Genomic DNA, 17,064 nt, shown 5'->3' on the forward strand with positions numbered 1-17,064 from the left:
ATCAGGAATCCTCCGATACTAGCATTAAGTCCATAGACAATTGCGATTAATGCCATGCTTCGCCTTAAGCAACAGTTTCATCGACTTCTGCAAACTGTACCCCTAGCAGTGGCCTTAATTGTGCCTTTTGCCCTGCAAATTATGGTAGCTGTGGGCTTAACTGGGTATTTTTCATTAGATCATGGACAAACAGCAGTCGAAAATGTCACTAATCGCTTACAAGAATCAATCAGTACCCATGTAGACGAGCATTTGGCTCAAATCCTTTCTATTGCCGATCGCATTAATCAAGTCAATGCTAGGGCGATTGCCTGGGGGGAAATCGATCCTAACAACTTTGAGCAGTTAAGCCAAACCTTTCAGGAACAACTCCAGTTATTACCGACTGTGAGTGAAATCCGCTTTGCCAATCCAGAAGGGGAATGGGTGGCTTTGTGCCATCGAGCCGATAGTCCGACGGCTTTAGAAATGCAGATCTCCTCCTCCGAGACTGGGGGGGAACTGCATGTTTATGCTATCGAACCTGGAAAGCATAGCTCATTGTTGCGATCGCTCCCTAACTCTGACCCCCGTAAATCTTCTTGGTATCAAGAAGCGACCCGCAATGCCATCCTCTACAGGGATTCTAGGCAGCCTTGGACAGACCCTTATTTCTCCAAGAGTGGGGAGATGAGTATTGATGCGGTCTTGCCCATCACCGATCGCCATGAAACCCTGACCGGTGTACTTTCGGCCTCTATCTGGCTCTCCCCCATTCAGCAATTTATAGCCACTTTGGACAATCATCTAGACGGGCACATCCTCATTCTCAGTGAGACCAATGAGATCCTTGTTCCTGCTTTAACTGCCCTGGGGCCAAGCTATCCCCTGATCGATAAGGTTGGGGACTATCTCAAATCCGATTTAGACCAGCACTCCCGCCTAAAAGTAGCGACTCAACGGGAAGTAAACCTGCTCGATACCCCATACATTCTTTACTTGAGTCCTCTGAGTCATCATCAAGACTTAAATTGGCTGATTGCGATCCTTGTCCCCAAAGATACGGTGATGCAGGATATTGAGCAAGGACGCAATACCATCTTCATCTTAGGTTTGATGGCCTCGATCGCTGCAACTGTAGTGGGTTGGCTCACCAGTTACCACATTATCCGTCCTATTCGCCAACTCTCAGACGTGGCGATCGCCCTTTCTGAGGGAAACTGGGATCGCACGGCTAATCCTTGGTACAATCGCACGGATGCCCTCGGTAACTTAGCTTTAGCTTTCGAGCGAATGCGCTATCAGCTTAAGCGATCCCATCGTCAACTGCAATCCTATTCTCGGTCTTTAGAAGCCAAAATCCAAGCTAGAACGGAAGAACTCGAACAAGAAATCCGGGAGAGGCAAATGGTAGAAAGGGCCTTACGAGAATCAGAAGAAAAATTTTCTAAAGCCTTTCGTCGCACTCCCCACCCGATTACCATTACTCGTTTAGCGGATGGGAAACATCTGGAAGTCAGTGATAGTTTTCTGAAGTTAACCGGCTATACCAATCAAGAAGTGATTGGTAGCACAGCCTTAGAGTTAAATCTCTGGGTTCATGTAGAAGAAAGAATGCAATTGTTTAACCTGATTCAGGATAAACAACAGGTAAAAAATTATGAATTTACCTATCGGACTAAAGCCGGAGAATATCGGATCGCTCTGCTCTCCTCCGATGTAATTACCGTAAATGGAGAAGTGTGTTTACTTTCGGTGACCACGGATATTACCGATCGCAAACATCTAGAAGAAGAATTAGTGCGATCGCAACATTTTTTAGACAGTATTATCGATCATATTCCCCTAGCCATTTATACCAAGGATATTACCCAGGATTTCCGATATCTGATTTGGAATCAAGCCAGCGAAGACATTTTTGGCTTATCGAGCGATCGCGTCATTGGTAAAACCGATGCCCAAATCTACCCCCTAGAACAAGCAGCCCGATGTAGTGCCTATGACCTGCAAGCCCTGCAACAAGGGAAACTCCTAGAGATTGCCGAGCATCCCTTTCAATCCCTGACGCGAGGTAAAATTCTCCTGAGAACCCTGAAATTACCCCTCTATAACCGGCAGGGAGAGGCAACCCATTTACTCTGTATTTCTGAAGATATTAGCGCCCGAAAACAGGCAGAAACAGCCCTCCAACAAGCCAAAGAAGCGGCAGAAATGGCGAACCGGGCAAAGAGTGAATTTTTGGCCAATATGAGCCATGAATTACGCACACCTTTGAATGCAATTTTGGGCTTTAGTCAACTGATGGCCAACGATCCTAAATTTGCGGCGGGAGCCTCAGAACTGAATATCATTAACCGCAGTGGCGAACATTTATTGGATCTGATTAATGATATTTTGGAGATGTCTAAAATAGAAGCGGGTCGAATTACTTTTCAATCTTCTGCGTTCGATCTAGAGCAATTATTACAAACCTTGGAAGGGATGTTACATATCCGGGCGACTTCTAAAGGCTTAACCTTGACTTTCGATCGCCCCCCAGATTTAGTACAATATATCCAAACCGATGAACAAAAATTGCGCCAAGTGTTAATTAATCTCCTGGGAAATGCGATTAAGTTCACCGATCAAGGAACCGTTGAATTACGCATATCTCAAGTGCGAGAAGATCCGAAAGTTCGCTTAAAGTTTGCTGTTGAAGATACCGGAATTGGCATTGCCAAAGAGGAGTTAGAGCAGTTGTTTAATCCCTTTGTGCAAACGGAGTCCGGAAGGCGATCGCATCAAGGGACAGGATTAGGGTTATCAATTAGTCAAAAATTTGTCCAACTGATGGGAGGCGAAATTAAAGTCCAGAGTGTTCTCGGTCAAGGCAGTTGTTTTGAGTTTGAAATTGAGGCAACCCTAGCCAGGGAAAAGGATGTAGAACCTGTAATTCTCCGTAATCGAGTGATGGGTTTAGCTCCTGGACAACCTCAATATCGGATGCTCATTGTCGATGATATCCCGGAAAATCGGCTGTTATTGGTGCGTCTATTACAACCTTTAGCTTTTGAGATTACGGAAGCGGAAACGGGAGAAGAGGCGATCGCCCTTTGGCAACGGCATCACCCCCATTTAGTCTGGATGGATATCCGCATGTCGGGTATGGATGGATACGAAGCTACCCGTCAAATTCGGGAGTTAGAGCATCAAGCCGCCTTGCCCCACAAAACCATTATTATTGCCCTGACAGCTAGTGCTTTTTCCCAAAAACGAGAGCTAGTCTTTGCTTCTGGATGTGATGACTTCATTGCCAAACCCTTTCAGGAAGAAACGATTTGGAATACCTTAGCAAAACATTTACATCTAGAGTATGTCTATGAGGAAGTCTCACCGCTAACAGAGAGTGCCCAATCCTTTACCCTGACCCCCGATCGGCTTAAAATAATGCCATCAGAGTGGATTCAGGCTGTTCATGAATCGGCCTTAAGTGGAGATGATGAGAGAATTCAACAACTCATTGCCCAAATTCCTCCCCATCACCAAGCTTTAATCAATACTCTGTCTGATTGGGTGCATCATTTCCATTTCAATGCTTTGGTAGAATTAACCGATGAACAGTAAGGTTCTCGCTGATTTGTTAATTGTGGACGATACGCCTAATAATTTACGCTTGTTATCGTCAATGCTCACGGAAAAAGGCTATAAGGTGCGTAAGGCGGTGGATGGGAAAGGGGCACTCAAAGCGATTGAGGTCGTGAAACCGGATTTGATTTTATTGGATATTCGGATGCCAGAAATGGATGGCTATCAAGTATGTCAGATTCTGAAAGCGGATGCTCGTACCCAAGATATTCCAGTAATTTTTATTAGTGCCTTAGATGAGGCGGTGGATAAGGTGCGGGCGTTTAATGTGGGAGGCGTGGATTATATTACCAAACCTTTTCAAGCGCCGGAGGTGTTGGCAAGGGTTGCCAATCATTTACAGATTCATCACTTGCAGCAACAGTTAGAGGCGCAAAATATTCAGTTGCAAGGGGAAATTGTGGAACGGCAAAAGGCGGAAGCGGGTTTGAAGGTTTTATTACATGCGGTTTCCCATGATTTGCGGAATCCGGTGACGGGGATGTTGATGGTGTTTAAGAATTTGTTGAAACGGGATTCGTTTACCTTGACGCGCTCGATGGTGGAGCGGATGGCGGATAGTTGCGATCGCCAGTTAAACTTAATTAATTCTTTGCTGGAAACCCAGCGCAGCGAGATTTGGGGGGTGTCGCTCAAGTGTGAACCCTTGTCTTTACTGGCTTTAATGGAGCAGTTAGGGGCAGATTGGGAACCCCTGTTGAGCCAAAATCAGGCGAGTTTAGAGTATGATATCCCGCCGAGTTTACCTCTGATTGATGGCGATCGCCAGCAACTCTGGCGAGTATTTGAAAATTTGTTCGCCAATGCTCTCAAGCATAATCCCCCTGGTTTGACGCTTACGGTGGGGGCTACAGTGGAGGGGGATGTTGTGCGGTGTACCGTGGGTGATAATGGTACAGGGATGAGTCCCCAGCAATGTGAAACCTTGTTTCAACCCTATACGAGGGGCGATCGGGAAAAACGCAAAAGTGGATTAGGATTAGGATTATATTTATGTTCCCAGATTATTCATGCCCATGGGGGCAAAATTGGTGTGGATAGCATATTAAATCAAGGGACACAGTTTTGGTTTACTTTACCGATTGAAGTCCAAATTTTGGATCGGAGTTCATAATACATCATCTAGGGTAAGAGTGCATGAAGTTCTTATTACGTCTGTCTGGGCAAATCGATCGCTTAAATGAGAGGATTGGCACAGCTACCTATTGGTTAACCTTGGTTATGGTAGGGGTTGGGGCTTGGAATGTGTTTGGGCGCTATGTAGGGCGGGCGATCGGTCAAAATCTTAGCTCCAATGCCCTTCTAGAAATTCAATGGTATCTCTTTGATCTGATCTTTCTTTTGGGTGCAGCTTATACCCTTAAACATAACAATCATGTCCGGGTAGATGTGATGCAAAGTCGCTTAAATCCTAAACAAAAAGCCTGGATTGATTTCGTGGGTTCTCTGCTATTTTTAATCCCTTTTTGTACCATGATTATCTTCTATTCTACCGGGTCAGTGGTCAATTCTTGGAAACTGTTGGAAAATTCCCCCGATCCCGGTGGTTTGATACGCTATCCCATTAAAACCATGATCTTGGTGAGTTTTGGTTTGCTGATCTTACAAGGAGTTTCTGAGGCAATTAAAAACTTAAATTTTGTCTTGAATCACTCCGAAAAACCTGACGAAATTTCTGGGGATTACTAATGACGGATTACCCATTAGCCATTCCTAGGCCATTTAATGATAGGGTAGTCACATTCCGTTTTCGTCATCTCCCATGGATTGGCTTGGCCCCTTGATGTTTATCGGAGCGCTGTTTCTGCTGGCGATCGGCTATCCGGTGGCCTTTTCCCTCGGCGCTACTGCTCTTCTGTTTACCCTCATCGGTATGGCGGTGGGGACTTTTGATCCGATCTTTTGGTCAGCGATGCCAGAGCAGATTTTTGGCATTATGAATAATTTTACGTTGCTGGCGATTCCCTATTTTATTTTTATCGGCTCGATGCTGGAAAAGTCCGGTATTGCTGAGAATCTTCTGGAAACCATGGGGATTTTGTTTGGGAGAGTGCGGGGAGGTTTGGCGATCGCCGTTATCCTTGTCGGAGCGCTCCTGGCTGCCACTACCGGAGTCGTAGCCGCCACCGTCGTCGCCATGGGGTTAATTTCTTTACCGACTATGCTCCGTTATGGGTATAATCATGCCCTCGCTGCCGGGGTGATTACCGCATCGGGAACCCTAGGGCAGATTATTCCCCCTAGCGTCGTATTGGTGGTACTTGGAGACCAATTAGGGGTATCGGTTGGGGATTTGTTTTTGGGGTCGGTTATTCCGGGCTTGATGATTACCGCCGCTTTTTTAATTCATGTATTCGTCATTGCATCCATTCGTCCCGATCTAGCTCCCCCCCTACCGGCTGAAGTCCGCAAAGCACCAGGTTTAGCCATGCGTGTCCTTAAAGTCATGATCCCCCCCATTTTACTGATTTTCATGATTTTGGGCAGTATCTTCTTTGGCATCGCCACCCCCACAGAAGCGGGTGCAGTGGGGTGTTTAGGGGCGATCGTCTTAGCCTCTGCCAATAGGCAACTCAACTGGAGCAGTTTGCGAGAAGTCTGCGATGTTACCTTACGCACTACTTGCATGGTGGTATTTATCTTAATCGGCTCCAAAGCCTTTAGTTTAGTCTTTCGCGGTTTAGGGGGAGAGCGCCTAGTCCGGGAATGGTTTACCAATCTACCGGGAGGAGCGATCGGATTTCTGGTTATCAGTATGGCGATCGTCTTTATCCTCGGCTTCTTTATCGACTTCTTTGAAATCGTCTTTATCGTCGTGCCCATGTTTGTGCCCATCGCCCAACAATTTAACCTAGATTTGGTTTGGTTTGGCGTAATTTTAGGCGCAAACATGCAAACCTCCTTCCTCACTCCTCCCTTTGGCTTTGCCCTCTTCTATCTGCGCGGTGTTGCCCCCCCAGAAGTGCGAACCGAAGAGATTTATCAAGGGGCAATTCCCTTTATTATTCTGCAATTAATTGTCATGGTTTTATTGATTCTCTTCCCTGGGATTGTCAGCTTTTTACCCTCCTTGAAGGTGTAAGCCTCATAGTAGGGAGCAAGATGCTCCCACTCCAGTAATATCAAGGGATTAGAGGAGTGCGGGCATCTTGCCCGCTTCTTCACCCTTTATCCGGACTCGATATTACCTATTTTTTGAGCAGCGATCGCTCAAAATTATTACCCTTAAGCATCCGATTCCAGTAGAGGAAAGGCAACCCATAGCGCTTCAGTAACCACATACTATAGCGTTCTTCCGTCGGATCGAGAGGAAACGTCGGACTCGGATTCTTATCATAATCAAACTCCGCAAAAATCACCTTGCCATACCCCGTCACCAACGGACAACAGGCATAACCATCATACTTATTATTCAACGATTTAGACTCCATCAGAGCCAACAAATTTTTCACCACCACCGGCGCTTCTGAGCGCACTGCTGCCGCCGTTTTTGAGGTAGGCAAAGAAGACGCATCACCCAAACCAAACACATTCGGATAGCGATTATGTTGGAGAGTAAACTTATCCACATCAATCCACCCTTTAGCCGCCCCTTCCGTACCCGCTAAAGGACTATTCTTAATAAAATCTGGAGCGCTCATCGGTGGACTGACATGGAGCAGCTCAAAGGGAATACTCACCGACTCCACTCCCTCATCTGTCGTCACCTCAAAAATAGCCTCTTTGGGATCGGTTTTAACCGCTTTCAAGTTATATTTAACTTTCATCTCAATATCTTTACGGTTCACAATTTCCATCAAGGGTTTGGCATAGGCAGGAACCCCAAAAATTCCCCCTGTTGCTGTACAATACATGATCTTCGAGCGATCGCGAACCCCATTTTTCCGGAAGGCTTCATCCGCTAAATACATAATCTTCTGGGGCGCACCAGGACATTTAATCGCCGTCCCTGGATAAGTAAAAATGGCTGTACCGCCCTTAAAATTGCGAATCATTTCCCAAGTTTTGGGAGCTTGGTCAAAGGCATAATTACTACACACCCCATTTTTGCCTAACGTTTCGGGCAACCCTTCCACCCACTCCCAATGGATTTGCAGTCCAGGGCAAACCACCAGATAATCATAAGTAATCACCGCTCCATCCTGGGTTGTGACTTGGTTTTTATCTGGCTCAAATTGCTGACAATAGGCTTTAATCCAAGTTGCTTTTTCTGGAATACATTCTTTTTCGGGTTTCACCGTATCTTCCGCCGCATAAGCTCCTGCCCCCACTAATGTCCAAGCGGGCTGATAATAATGCTTATCTGAAGGTTCAATAATTGCCACATCTAAGCTAGAATTAGCATTTAAGAGCTGGGCTGCTACAGTGATCCCTGCGGAACCTCCGCCCACAATTACAATTTGATGATGGGTTGAATTGGCCATGATGTCTCGATCGATAGGGAAATAGTTTTTAGCTTACCATAGTAATGTGATTTTCACTCATCAACATTAAAAAAAAGATAAAGAAGCTTCTTGAATTCAATGGTAAGTATTTATCCCTCTTACTGATTACTCATTTAAGGAATAATGAGTTTGTTCTCGAATATACTCGATCACTTCATGATAGGCTTCCTCATGAATTTTAGGATTGAGGACAATTTCCGTCTGACTATTAGGCAACCAAAAGGTAAGCTTTTTATTTCCTGGATGATAGGCAAACAGACTAATCTGAATCAAATTAATAAAATAATCATTTCGGTCATAGTGAAACTTGAGCCAATTCTTATCCTTTCGGCTTTCTAAACAGTGGTGAATATACTTTTGCACTTTTAAGTAACTTTCAGATTCGCCTTGGGGAGTGAGAACAATGGGGGTTTGACTGTCGGGTAACCAAAAGGAAATTTTTCCATTAGTGGCACAAATAAATGTATCTATGCGATCTAAGTCGATCACATAAATTTGACGTTCAAATGGAATTTTAGCCCAGAATGCCACCGGTTTACCTCCAGATTCAGAACTTAAATTAAATTGGCTGGAAGTGGAGTTTCAAGATCGTCTATTTTCTGTATTTCTGAAGTTTGCAAAGGATCTCCTGTATACTTTTGGGCAGCTTTGATAAACCCTTGGAATAGGGGATGGGGATGGCTAGGACGAGATTGAAATTCAGGATGGAATTGACTGGCAATAAAAAATGGATGTTGGGGATATTCAATGATTTCGACTAACCGGCCATCGGGAGAAGTACCGCTAATGAGATATCCGGTTTCTAACAAAAGGTTGCGATAGGCATTATTAAATTCATAGCGATGGCGATGACGTTCGTAAATGACTTCTTCTTGATAGAGTTGGGCCGCTAAGGTATTGGGCAAAATTCGGCAAGGATAGAGTCCTAAACGCATGGTTCCGCCTAAGTCTACGACATCTTCTTGTTCGGGTAGTAAGTTAATGACGGGGTTGGGGGTTTTGGGTTCAAATTCGGCACTATGGGCATGGGTTAAGCTGGCTACATTTCGCGCCCATTCGATGACGCAACATTGCATTCCTAAGCATAAACCCAGAAAGGGGATTTGATGAACGCGGGCATATTCTACGGCTTGAATTTTGCCATCTACGCCGCGAATACCGAAGCCTCCAGGGACAATTAAGCCATGGATACCTTGGAGATGTTGTTCATATCCGTCTCCTTCTAAGTCTTCTGAGTTGACCCAGCGAATATTAACATGGGAGTTAATGGTAATGGCGGCATGACGTAGGGCTTCAATGACGGAAAGGTAGGCATCGGTGAGGCGGACGTATTTGCCGACGATCGCCACTTCTAGGGAGCGATTAGAATTGGAGAGACACTGGACGAGGCTTTGCCATTTCTGGAGCTGGGGAGGACGCTGTTCTAAGCGCAGTCGGTCGATGACTTGGGTGGCTAACCCTTCTTGTTCCATTCTGAGGGGGACTTCGTAGATACTGCTGACATCTTGTGCGGGGATGACGCATTCTACGGGGACATCGCAGAATTCGGAGACTTTGGATTTTAGGGAGTCGGGTAGGGGGCGATCGCACCGACAGACTAAAATATCAGGTTGAATGCCTATCGAGCGCAATTCCTTGACAGAGTGCTGGGTGGGTTTGGTTTTCATTTCTCCAGCCGAAGGAATCCAGGGCACGAGGGTAACATGGATATAGATAACTTGGTTGCGTCCCACATCTTTACGGAATTGGCGAATGGCTTCTAAGAAGGGTTGAGATTCAATATCACCGACAGTTCCGCCAATTTCGGTAATGAGTACATCGGGGGTGGAGTTGCGAGCGACGCGGTGGATACGTTCTTTGATTTCGTGGGTAATGTGGGGAATGACTTGTACGGTTCCCCCTTGGTAGTCTCCCCGACGCTCTTTATTAATGACAGCTTGATAGATGGAGCCTTGGGTGACACTATTGAGGCGAGACATGGAGGTGTCGGTAAAGCGCTCGTAGTGTCCCAAGTCGAGGTCAGTTTCTGCTCCATCTTCGGTGACGAAGACTTCCCCATGCTGAAAGGGACTCATCGTGCCGGGGTCTACATTAATATAGGGGTCAAGTTTGAGAATGGAGACGGAATAATCTCGTGATTTGAGCAGTCGTCCTAAACTGGCGGCGAGAATTCCTTTGCCAATACTGGAAACTACACCCCCGGTGACAAATACGAACTTGGTCATTTCCCGAACTCTACCCTATTTCTTGCGCTTCCCATTTATTGTGCCACATCGCGCTTCACGATCATCACTGTCAGGGAGCAGGGAATGGAGAATAGCCCTCTGCCCAAAACGTGAGATATTGAAGCTAGAAGGAGAGATGGGAGAGAATAATGGTGTGGAAATCGGGGAAAGCTTTAGTAGCCGGATTTTCTGGGGGCATCCTCTTCACGGCTAGTGTCTGGGCTGAGGTGCGTTCGATGCCGAGTGCTGTGGAGCGTTTGGCGACGGATTATCTTAATGGTACTCCAGTTTCGGCGATCGCCCCCAATTGGACTTTAGAACAAGCTGCCCAATTTCAGCAACAATTGGTACAAGCCCTAATTCCCCAACTGGGCCCCATTGTCGGCTATAAGGCTGCTTTAACGAGTCCTGTGGCTCAGGAGCGCTTTGGGGTTTCCCATCCGGTGCGGGGAACGTTATTACAACAAATGTTACTCTCTACTGGGGCAACGGTTCCAGTTAACTTTGGCGCTCGTGGGGTATTTGAAGCTGATTTAATGGTGCGTGTAGCAGATGAAAAGATTAATCAAGCGACAACTCACCGAGAGGTATTAGAAAGTTTAGATGCCGTGATTCCGTTTATTGAGCTGGCGGATTTGATGTACGATCGCACTGTACCCTTAAATGCCCCCGCCTTAGTCGCCATCAATGCTGGAGCGAGGTTAGGAGTGTTGGGGGAACCGGTGGCACTCGCAGCAACTCCCGCATGGGAAAAGCGCTTAGGCGAAATTGCGGTGGTGATGGAAAATGGAGAAGGTGAGACGTTATCGGAAGGCAGCAGTGCGGCACTGTTAGGGCATCCCTTGCAAGCGGTATTATGGCTGAAAGAGGATTTGAATGCTGCGGGAATTCAGCTCAAACCGGGAGATTTGTTATCGCTGGGAACGATTACCCCCCTAACTCCGGTGAAGGAGCCGATGATGATTCGAGCGCGATATGAGGGTTTGGGGGAAGTTTCGGTAAGGTTTGAGAATGAGTTATGAGTTATGAGTTATGAGTTATGGGTAAGGGGTTATGAGTTATTGGTTATTGGTTATGAAGCGGGCAAGATGCCCGCACTCCTGTTTTGGAGTGGGAGCGTCTCGCTCCCTAGCGCCTAAATTAAGTTATTGGTTAAGAAGCGGGCAAGATGCCCGCACTCCTGTTTTGGAGTGGGAGCGTCTCGCTCCCTAACGCCTAAATTAAGTTATTGGTTATGAAGCGGGCAAGATGCCCGCACTCCTGTTTTGGAGTGGGAGCGTCTCGCTCCCTAACGCCTAAATTAAGCTCGCTCCCTAACGCCTAAATTAAGCTCGCTCCCTAACGCCTAAATTAAGCTCTCTCCCTAGCGCCTAAATTAGGGCTGTATTACTTATTTCATCCACGCAGAAACGGCTAAACAGCCCCAACCAATTAAAAAGGCGACTCCTCCCAAGGGGGTAATGGCTCCGAGGATCTTAATTCCGGTGACGCTGAGGGCATATAAGCTACCGGAAAAGAGGAGAATTCCGGCAAAAAATGCCCATCCTGCCGTTACCATCCAGGGATTAGCAGTAGGCAGGGAAGAGAGCCAGAGGGCAACCAGGATGATGCCGAGGGCGTGATACATTTGGTACTTGGTGGCGGTTTCAAAGATTTCCAGGGAGCGATCGCTCAGTTGTCCTTTGAGCGCATGGGAGGCAAAAGCACCCCCGGCAACGGCGATCGCCGCTAAACTCGATCCTAGCGTCAGAAAAACTTGACTCATTCCCACTTTCCTATCTCTGCATCATTCCCTTAATTATAGGTGAACCATCACAGAAATCATGATACCCTCTTAATTCCTCACCTTTACCTAATTCATCTGCCAGTTTAAACAAATCCAGACGATTAAGCAGCGAGGCAGTAATCGGACGTTTGGCATCCCAGAAAATAAAAGCGCTCAAGAATTCTTGGGCAACTTTTGAATTTAATAAATGTTCCAGGACAACAGCTTCTGATTCCGTCTTACAAGCAATAAAATAGCAAGTATCATCCAGCATAACCGGTTTTCCTTCATGAGGTGATATTAGACAAAAAGCCAGTTTTTTATACAGTCCTGAAATAGCCACTTTCCAAGGAGCAAAGGAATAATCACCTACGCCAAAAATAGAAAAAGGGGGTTTACCTTTATAAATCGAGCTTTTGCGCCGATCAAAAAATGCTTGATATTGACTTAAATACCGCCAAGTCAATGGTGCATGAATAGCAATCGAGTCTGTCTCTGCTCCCACTTTACTTTGAGTCACTAAAACATAACGCGAACTGCTTTTCTGATGAGCAATATCAGAGCTTTTCAACAGAGGATATAAATAATTATTTTCCAGATTCACTGGTTCTCCCAATCCATTTTTAAGATCTGCAAAATTCCCCGTCATTTCCATGATTTTAGCACAGTCATGTTTAATCCCCGATCGCCATTGATAAACCGTCCTTCCTTGAAGATGCTGCCATTGATTGAAATTCGCTAAATCTGCAATTAAGTGTCCTTCATGGATACCAAAAGTTGACTGCTTCACTGGATTTTCAATGTTTTCATAAACCGAACAACTATAATTAGATTTTTCCTGACCTAAATGACACACAAGTAGACCTGCACTTACCGCAGCATGAAAATATTTTTTCGCGTCAACTATATAGAGGCTAGATTGCATAATTGGCAACTGATGTTTATAACTATATTGGATAATTTTACGAGCAACAACTGTTTTAGTCAGCAGGGCAACCCAACCTAACTTTTTCCCTAGAGAGTCTAGAAGATAGCGCCACATCCATTCCGAAATATCAAAATTGCTTTTACCCGTAAGTGCATCTAATCCACAATATTTATCGCTGTTCTTTTTTGCTGGTAGATTGCCACTCTCTAAACCTCCCAAAAAAGAATTTGTTGCCCAAGGAGGATTGCCAATAAATAATATCGGTTCTGGCAATTGAGCGGTGATACTTTTCCAGTCAAGAGCAAAAAAATTAGCGTTAACAACTTTGATTTTACCCGCATAAGGCTGATCGCAAAGTTTAGTTTTTACTTGCTGGATATACCAATCATTGATATCATATCCTAAGCCAAATTCTACAGAATCAAACCATTCCATAGCAGCCATCAATATATTACATTGACCACAAGTTGGCTCAATAATTGACTGAGGTCTAATTCCCTGATTATACAGCAGTTTACATATTTTATGACTGAGTTCCCAGGGGGTTTGAAAATCACCATATTCTTTTTTTTTCCGTTGACTGATAGTCATATTATAAAACTCGAATAATTCCCGGTATATTACCTGCTTCGGCAATCACACGGCGATACTGAAGCCTCCATTGTAAGGCATTGGAAATGGTTAAATAGCCTAAATCAGGAGGATTATGCATGATTTCTTCCGCTAGTTGTTGAGCTTGAATATCATCGAGAGGAAGCATCCGCTCGGCAAAGAAAGCGATTAAGTCATCTAGGTTTGCATCATTGTCTAAGAGTTGCTGAATTCCCCGTGTTGTTTGGTAGTCTGCTGTCCTTTCTCCAGTGACTAAAACTGAATTTAGTATTTTCAGTTGACCGGTTTTAGTATTGGAGTTATCAGTCTTATCATAGACAAAAATCAGTAAATTATATCCTAAACCATAAATTTTCTGACGTGCAGATTGGAAAGGACAAGAGGATTGGGGTTGCCGATAACTGGTTACTTTCATATCTACATTTAATCCCGGAAAATCCATACCTTTAGCTGAACTTCCTCGCTCAAAAGTGTAGCAGGTTTCTAGATAAGTTTGAAACTTATGCTCAAAGTAGGTTCCGAGGGCTTTACCATCGGTAACACCATAGAGAGAAGATTCATGATGATTAGACTCAAGTTGAGCAAACTTTTTTGCTTCTTGACATAATAGATCGAGAGTTAACATGGGTTGCATAACGACTCTATCAATATTCGGTAAATTATCTTAAGCTTAGGGGAAAAAGGCGCAACTTAGGGTAATGTACAAATTAGCTTTACCTATGCTGACTCGCTATGATTAACGATATCAATTGGAAAAAATTACAAAATGGTTCGGATATTCGGGGGGTTGCACTTCCCTCTATCCCTGATGAACCGGTTAATTTAACGGCTCAAGTGTGCCGGAAAATTGGTCAAAGTTTTTGCACTTGGCTGAGTCAAAGTTTAGAAAAACCAGTAACAGAATTAACCATCGCTCTAGGACGCGATAGCCGGATTTCTGGGCCGGAGCTGATGAAGGCTATGATGGAAGGCATTATCGCACTTGGTGCTAAGGTGTATGATTTCGGACTGGCTTCCACCCCTGCGATGTTTATGAGTACGGTAACTCCTGGCTTTGAGTGCGATGGAGCAATAATGCTCACCGCCAGTCATTTACCCTCGAATCGGAATGGCTGTAAGTTTTTTACCGCGAAAGGGGGCTTGGAAAAACAAAATATTAGTGAGATTCTGGCGCTCTGCTCGGAAGCTGACTTTACTCCAGCATCCACCCCCGGAACCATTACCCCCAAAGACTTTATGAGCGTCTATTCGGGGCAACTGGTAGAGAAAATCCGCGCAGGGGTGAACCATCCCACGGACTTCGAGCAGCCCCTGAAAGGTCTAAAAATTGTCGTTGATGCCGGGAATGGGGCAGGGGGTTTTTACGTCAGTCAAGTGCTAAAACCCTTGGGGGCAGACACGACAGGTAGTCAATTTCTTGACCCGGATGGCAACTTTCCCAACCATGTGCCGAATCCGGAAAATGGGAAAGCGATGGATGCTATCTGTCAAGCTGTCATTGAGAATAATGCGGATTTTGGCATTATTTTTGATACAGATGTTGATCGCGGCGGAGCCGTAGACGAAACGGGTAAAGAACTGAACCGCAACCGCCTGATTGCTTTGATTTCTGCCATTGTGCTGCGGGAACATCCTGGCTCGACGGTGGTGACGGATTCCATTACTTCGGATGGTTTAACGAGGTTCATTACTGAAGACTTGAAAGGAGTCCATCATCGGTTTAAGCGCGGGTATAAAAATGTTATTAATGAAGCCCAACGGTTGAATGGAGAAGGTCAAGAATCTTGGTTGGCGATTGAAACCTCCGGTCATGGGGCGATGAAAGAAAATTACTTTCTGGATGACGGAGCCTACTTAGTGAGTAAACTGGCGATCGAATTGGCTAAAGGGAAATTAGAAGGGCGATCGCTCACCGATTTAATCGCCAACCTTAAAGAACCCGTTGAAAGCCAAGAATTCCGTATTAAACTCGCCCTAGATGATTTTAAACCCTATGGAAATCAGGTCATTAAAGCCCTCTCTACCTTTGCTAATAGCCAACCTAGCTGGAGCGTGGTTCCCCATAATTATGAAGGTGTACGAGTTTCCTGCACTGCTCCCGAAGAACAGGGCTGGTTTCTGTTGCGTTTGTCTCTTCACGATCCAGTTATTCCCTTGAATATCGAATCGAATGTGAGCGGGGGAGTCCCTAAAATTGCTCGTAAATTACTCACTTTTTTGCAATCTTTTGATGCGCTGGATCTTTCAACGATGAAGTAATATCAAGTTCGCTTATTCATGTCCGCGAAGCGGAAATACCCTAATTAAAAATCCAGGGAGCAAGATGCTCCCACTCCAGTCATATCAAAGAATTCGAGGAGTGCGGGCATCTTGCCCGCTTCTTAACAAATTTTCAAGTCCGCTTGCGGAAACCGGACTTGATATAAGCGGTTGAAGAAATTGAAGGGCCATGAGTGATGACCTTACAGCGCTTTGCGCTGTATCGGTGGACAGTAGGAAAAGATCCCCCCTTGCCCTGCTTAAAAAGGGGGGAATAGGAAAGTCCCCCTCTTTTTAAGGGGGATTTTCCGCAAGCGGACATGAAAGGGGGATCAAGATGTCCCACATAAAGCGCGAAAACTGCTGTATCACCAGAAAAAGTAACGACACTTTACGAGATTGATTACCTGCTGTGGATTGAAACCACTTTACAACAGTTACGCGATCGCGACTACAACCAGGTAGACTGGCAGAATTTGCTTGAAGAAATTGAGGATATGGGAAAAAGCGAACGCCGTAGCATCAAGAGCAATCTGACCGTTGTCCTCATGCATCTTTTAAAGGGGGAGTTTCAGCCCGAATTTCGCACCGGTAGTTGGTCGGGAAGCATTACCCAGTATCGCACCCGCATTCTGTACGCCTTAGAAGATTCGCCCAGTTTGAAAAATTATCTCCCGGAAGTGTTGAAAACGGCTTATTCACGGGCACGACAGGAAGCTAGTGATGAGACGCAATTGCCATTGAGTCGTTTTCCTGTAAGTTGTCCCTATGAAATCGAGGAAGTGCTAAATGATGGGTTTTGGCCAGGTGGCGATGATAACCTTCAATCCCCAACTCTTGATTAAATCATATCAAGTGGTAGGGACGAAAATTGTTCACTTCTACAGTTTCAACCAGCCAAAAATATCGTTTACTGATAATGTCCATTCCTCTAAACCGGTCAGCATCGGTAAGGGTTCTGAATCGCTATTATTCACCCGATAAATTTTCGGCAAACCTGACTGAAAAACAGTAATTGATTGGGTTTGAGGGTCAATAAGCCAACCCAATTCTGTGCCATTTTCCAGACAAAATAGAATTTTTTCCATCACTAAGGTCATGGGTTGATCCGGTGACAAAATTTCAATAATCCAATCTGGATGACGCTCAAAACGATTCGCAATTTCCCCCTCTTCATCCTTGGGCAAATTGTCCCAGCGAATCACCGCAATATCCGGGACAATAGAG

The 17,064-nt window shown here is 45.3% G+C and carries 14 protein-coding genes; 7 read left to right on the forward strand and 7 right to left on the reverse strand.

Annotated features, from left to right (window positions below):
- The first annotated feature begins 54 nt into the window (after positions 1-54).
- From PMG71_RS19980 to PMG71_RS19995, 4 genes are all read left to right on the forward strand, one after another.
- Positions 55-3,582: a PAS domain S-box protein gene (locus PMG71_RS19980; protein WP_283755484.1), complete on the forward strand. Its 3,528-nt coding sequence runs from the start codon at positions 55-57 to the stop codon at positions 3,580-3,582.
- On the forward strand, positions 3,572-4,717 hold the full coding sequence (locus tag PMG71_RS19985) for a hybrid sensor histidine kinase/response regulator (protein WP_283755485.1): 1,146 nt from the start codon (positions 3,572-3,574) through the stop codon (positions 4,715-4,717). Before PMG71_RS19980 ends, PMG71_RS19985 begins: the two co-directional genes overlap by 11 nt.
- A gap of 23 nt (positions 4,718-4,740) precedes the next feature.
- The gene (locus PMG71_RS19990) at positions 4,741-5,292 is read left to right on the forward strand and encodes a TRAP transporter small permease subunit (protein ID WP_283755486.1); all 552 of its coding nucleotides are present in this window, start codon (positions 4,741-4,743) and stop codon (positions 5,290-5,292) included.
- A 73-nt stretch (positions 5,293-5,365) separates the two neighbouring features.
- Positions 5,366-6,685, forward strand: a complete 1,320-nt coding sequence (locus tag PMG71_RS19995) for a TRAP transporter large permease (protein WP_283755487.1) — start codon at positions 5,366-5,368, stop codon at positions 6,683-6,685.
- Between the two features lie 106 nt (positions 6,686-6,791).
- Here the strand turns inward: PMG71_RS19995 and PMG71_RS20000 are convergent, their stop codons facing one another.
- From PMG71_RS20000 to pyrG, 3 genes are all read right to left on the reverse strand, one after another.
- A complete protein-coding gene (locus PMG71_RS20000; RefSeq protein WP_283755488.1) occupies positions 6,792-8,027 on the reverse strand; it encodes an NAD(P)/FAD-dependent oxidoreductase in 1,236 nt (411 codons plus the stop codon).
- Between the two features lie 126 nt (positions 8,028-8,153).
- Positions 8,154-8,579 carry a hypothetical protein gene (locus PMG71_RS20005; RefSeq protein ID WP_283755489.1) on the reverse strand — a complete coding sequence of 142 codons (426 nt, stop codon included), beginning with the start codon at positions 8,577-8,579 and terminating at the stop codon, positions 8,154-8,156.
- A 23-nt stretch (positions 8,580-8,602) separates the two neighbouring features.
- Positions 8,603-10,273: a CTP synthase gene (gene pyrG / locus PMG71_RS20010; RefSeq protein ID WP_283755490.1), complete on the reverse strand. Its 1,671-nt coding sequence runs from the start codon at positions 10,271-10,273 to the stop codon at positions 8,603-8,605.
- A 149-nt stretch (positions 10,274-10,422) separates the two neighbouring features.
- On the opposite strand from pyrG, the gene PMG71_RS20015 reads away from it, so the two are divergent.
- On the forward strand, positions 10,423-11,295 hold the full coding sequence (locus PMG71_RS20015) for a 2-keto-4-pentenoate hydratase (RefSeq protein WP_283755491.1): 873 nt from the start codon (positions 10,423-10,425) through the stop codon (positions 11,293-11,295).
- Positions 11,296-11,663: 368 nt separating this feature from the next.
- On the opposite strand, the gene PMG71_RS20020 is transcribed toward PMG71_RS20015, so the two are convergent.
- Genes PMG71_RS20020 through PMG71_RS20030 form a run of 3 tightly spaced genes read right to left on the reverse strand, consistent with a single transcriptional unit; the run spans position 11,664 to position 14,212 of the window.
- Positions 11,664-12,038, reverse strand: coding sequence for a DUF423 domain-containing protein (locus PMG71_RS20020; RefSeq protein WP_283755492.1), 375 nt, complete (start codon positions 12,036-12,038; stop codon positions 11,664-11,666).
- A 10-nt stretch (positions 12,039-12,048) separates the two neighbouring features.
- Positions 12,049-13,557 (reverse strand): hypothetical protein, encoded by a 1,509-nt coding sequence (locus PMG71_RS20025; RefSeq protein ID WP_283755493.1) that lies wholly within the window; start codon positions 13,555-13,557, stop codon positions 12,049-12,051.
- A 1-nt stretch (position 13,558) separates the two neighbouring features.
- On the reverse strand, positions 13,559-14,212 hold the full coding sequence (locus tag PMG71_RS20030; RefSeq protein ID WP_283755494.1) for a type II restriction-modification system restriction endonuclease: 654 nt from the start codon (positions 14,210-14,212) through the stop codon (positions 13,559-13,561).
- Positions 14,213-14,310: 98 nt separating this feature from the next.
- Between PMG71_RS20030 and PMG71_RS20035 the strand changes: the two genes are divergently transcribed.
- Together PMG71_RS20035 and PMG71_RS20040 are read left to right on the forward strand one after the other, a co-directional pair.
- Complete coding sequence (locus PMG71_RS20035; RefSeq protein WP_283755495.1) at positions 14,311-15,837, forward strand: phosphomannomutase/phosphoglucomutase; 1,527 nt, start codon at positions 14,311-14,313, stop codon at positions 15,835-15,837.
- 398 nt (positions 15,838-16,235) lie between these two features.
- The gene (locus PMG71_RS20040; RefSeq protein WP_283755498.1) at positions 16,236-16,682 is read left to right on the forward strand and encodes a DUF29 domain-containing protein; all 447 of its coding nucleotides are present in this window, start codon (positions 16,236-16,238) and stop codon (positions 16,680-16,682) included.
- Between the two features lie 36 nt (positions 16,683-16,718).
- Here the strand turns inward: PMG71_RS20040 and PMG71_RS20045 are convergent.
- Positions 16,719-17,064, reverse strand: a 346-nt coding sequence (locus PMG71_RS20045) for a Uma2 family endonuclease (protein WP_283755496.1), incomplete at its 5' end; no start/stop codon positions are given.

Source organism: Roseofilum acuticapitatum BLCC-M154, from assembly GCF_030068475.1.
GTDB lineage: Bacteria > Cyanobacteriota > Cyanobacteriia > Cyanobacteriales > Desertifilaceae > Roseofilum > Roseofilum acuticapitatum.

Bases quoted from the DNA above. Each gene is read 5' to 3' on its own strand.
- PMG71_RS19995 (WP_283755487.1), top strand. From the start codon at position 5,366: ATGGATTGGCTTGGCCCCTTGATGTTTATCGGAGCGCTGTTTCTGCTG.
- PMG71_RS19980 (WP_283755484.1), top strand. From the start codon at position 55: ATGCTTCGCCTTAAGCAACAGTTTCATCGACTTCTGCAAACTGTACCC.
- PMG71_RS20015 (WP_283755491.1), top strand. From the start codon at position 10,423: ATGGTGTGGAAATCGGGGAAAGCTTTAGTAGCCGGATTTTCTGGGGGC.
- PMG71_RS19985 (WP_283755485.1), top strand. From the start codon at position 3,572: ATGAACAGTAAGGTTCTCGCTGATTTGTTAATTGTGGACGATACGCCT.
- PMG71_RS20025 (WP_283755493.1), bottom strand. From the start codon at position 13,557: ATGACTATCAGTCAACGGAAAAAAAAAGAATATGGTGATTTTCAAACC.
- PMG71_RS19990 (WP_283755486.1), top strand. From the start codon at position 4,741: ATGAAGTTCTTATTACGTCTGTCTGGGCAAATCGATCGCTTAAATGAG.
- PMG71_RS20035 (WP_283755495.1), top strand. From the start codon at position 14,311: ATGATTAACGATATCAATTGGAAAAAATTACAAAATGGTTCGGATATT.
- PMG71_RS20020 (WP_283755492.1), bottom strand. From the start codon at position 12,038: ATGAGTCAAGTTTTTCTGACGCTAGGATCGAGTTTAGCGGCGATCGCC.
- PMG71_RS20030 (WP_283755494.1), bottom strand. From the start codon at position 14,212: ATGCAACCCATGTTAACTCTCGATCTATTATGTCAAGAAGCAAAAAAG.
- pyrG (WP_283755490.1), bottom strand. From the start codon at position 10,273: ATGACCAAGTTCGTATTTGTCACCGGGGGTGTAGTTTCCAGTATTGGC.
- PMG71_RS20000 (WP_283755488.1), bottom strand. From the start codon at position 8,027: ATGGCCAATTCAACCCATCATCAAATTGTAATTGTGGGCGGAGGTTCC.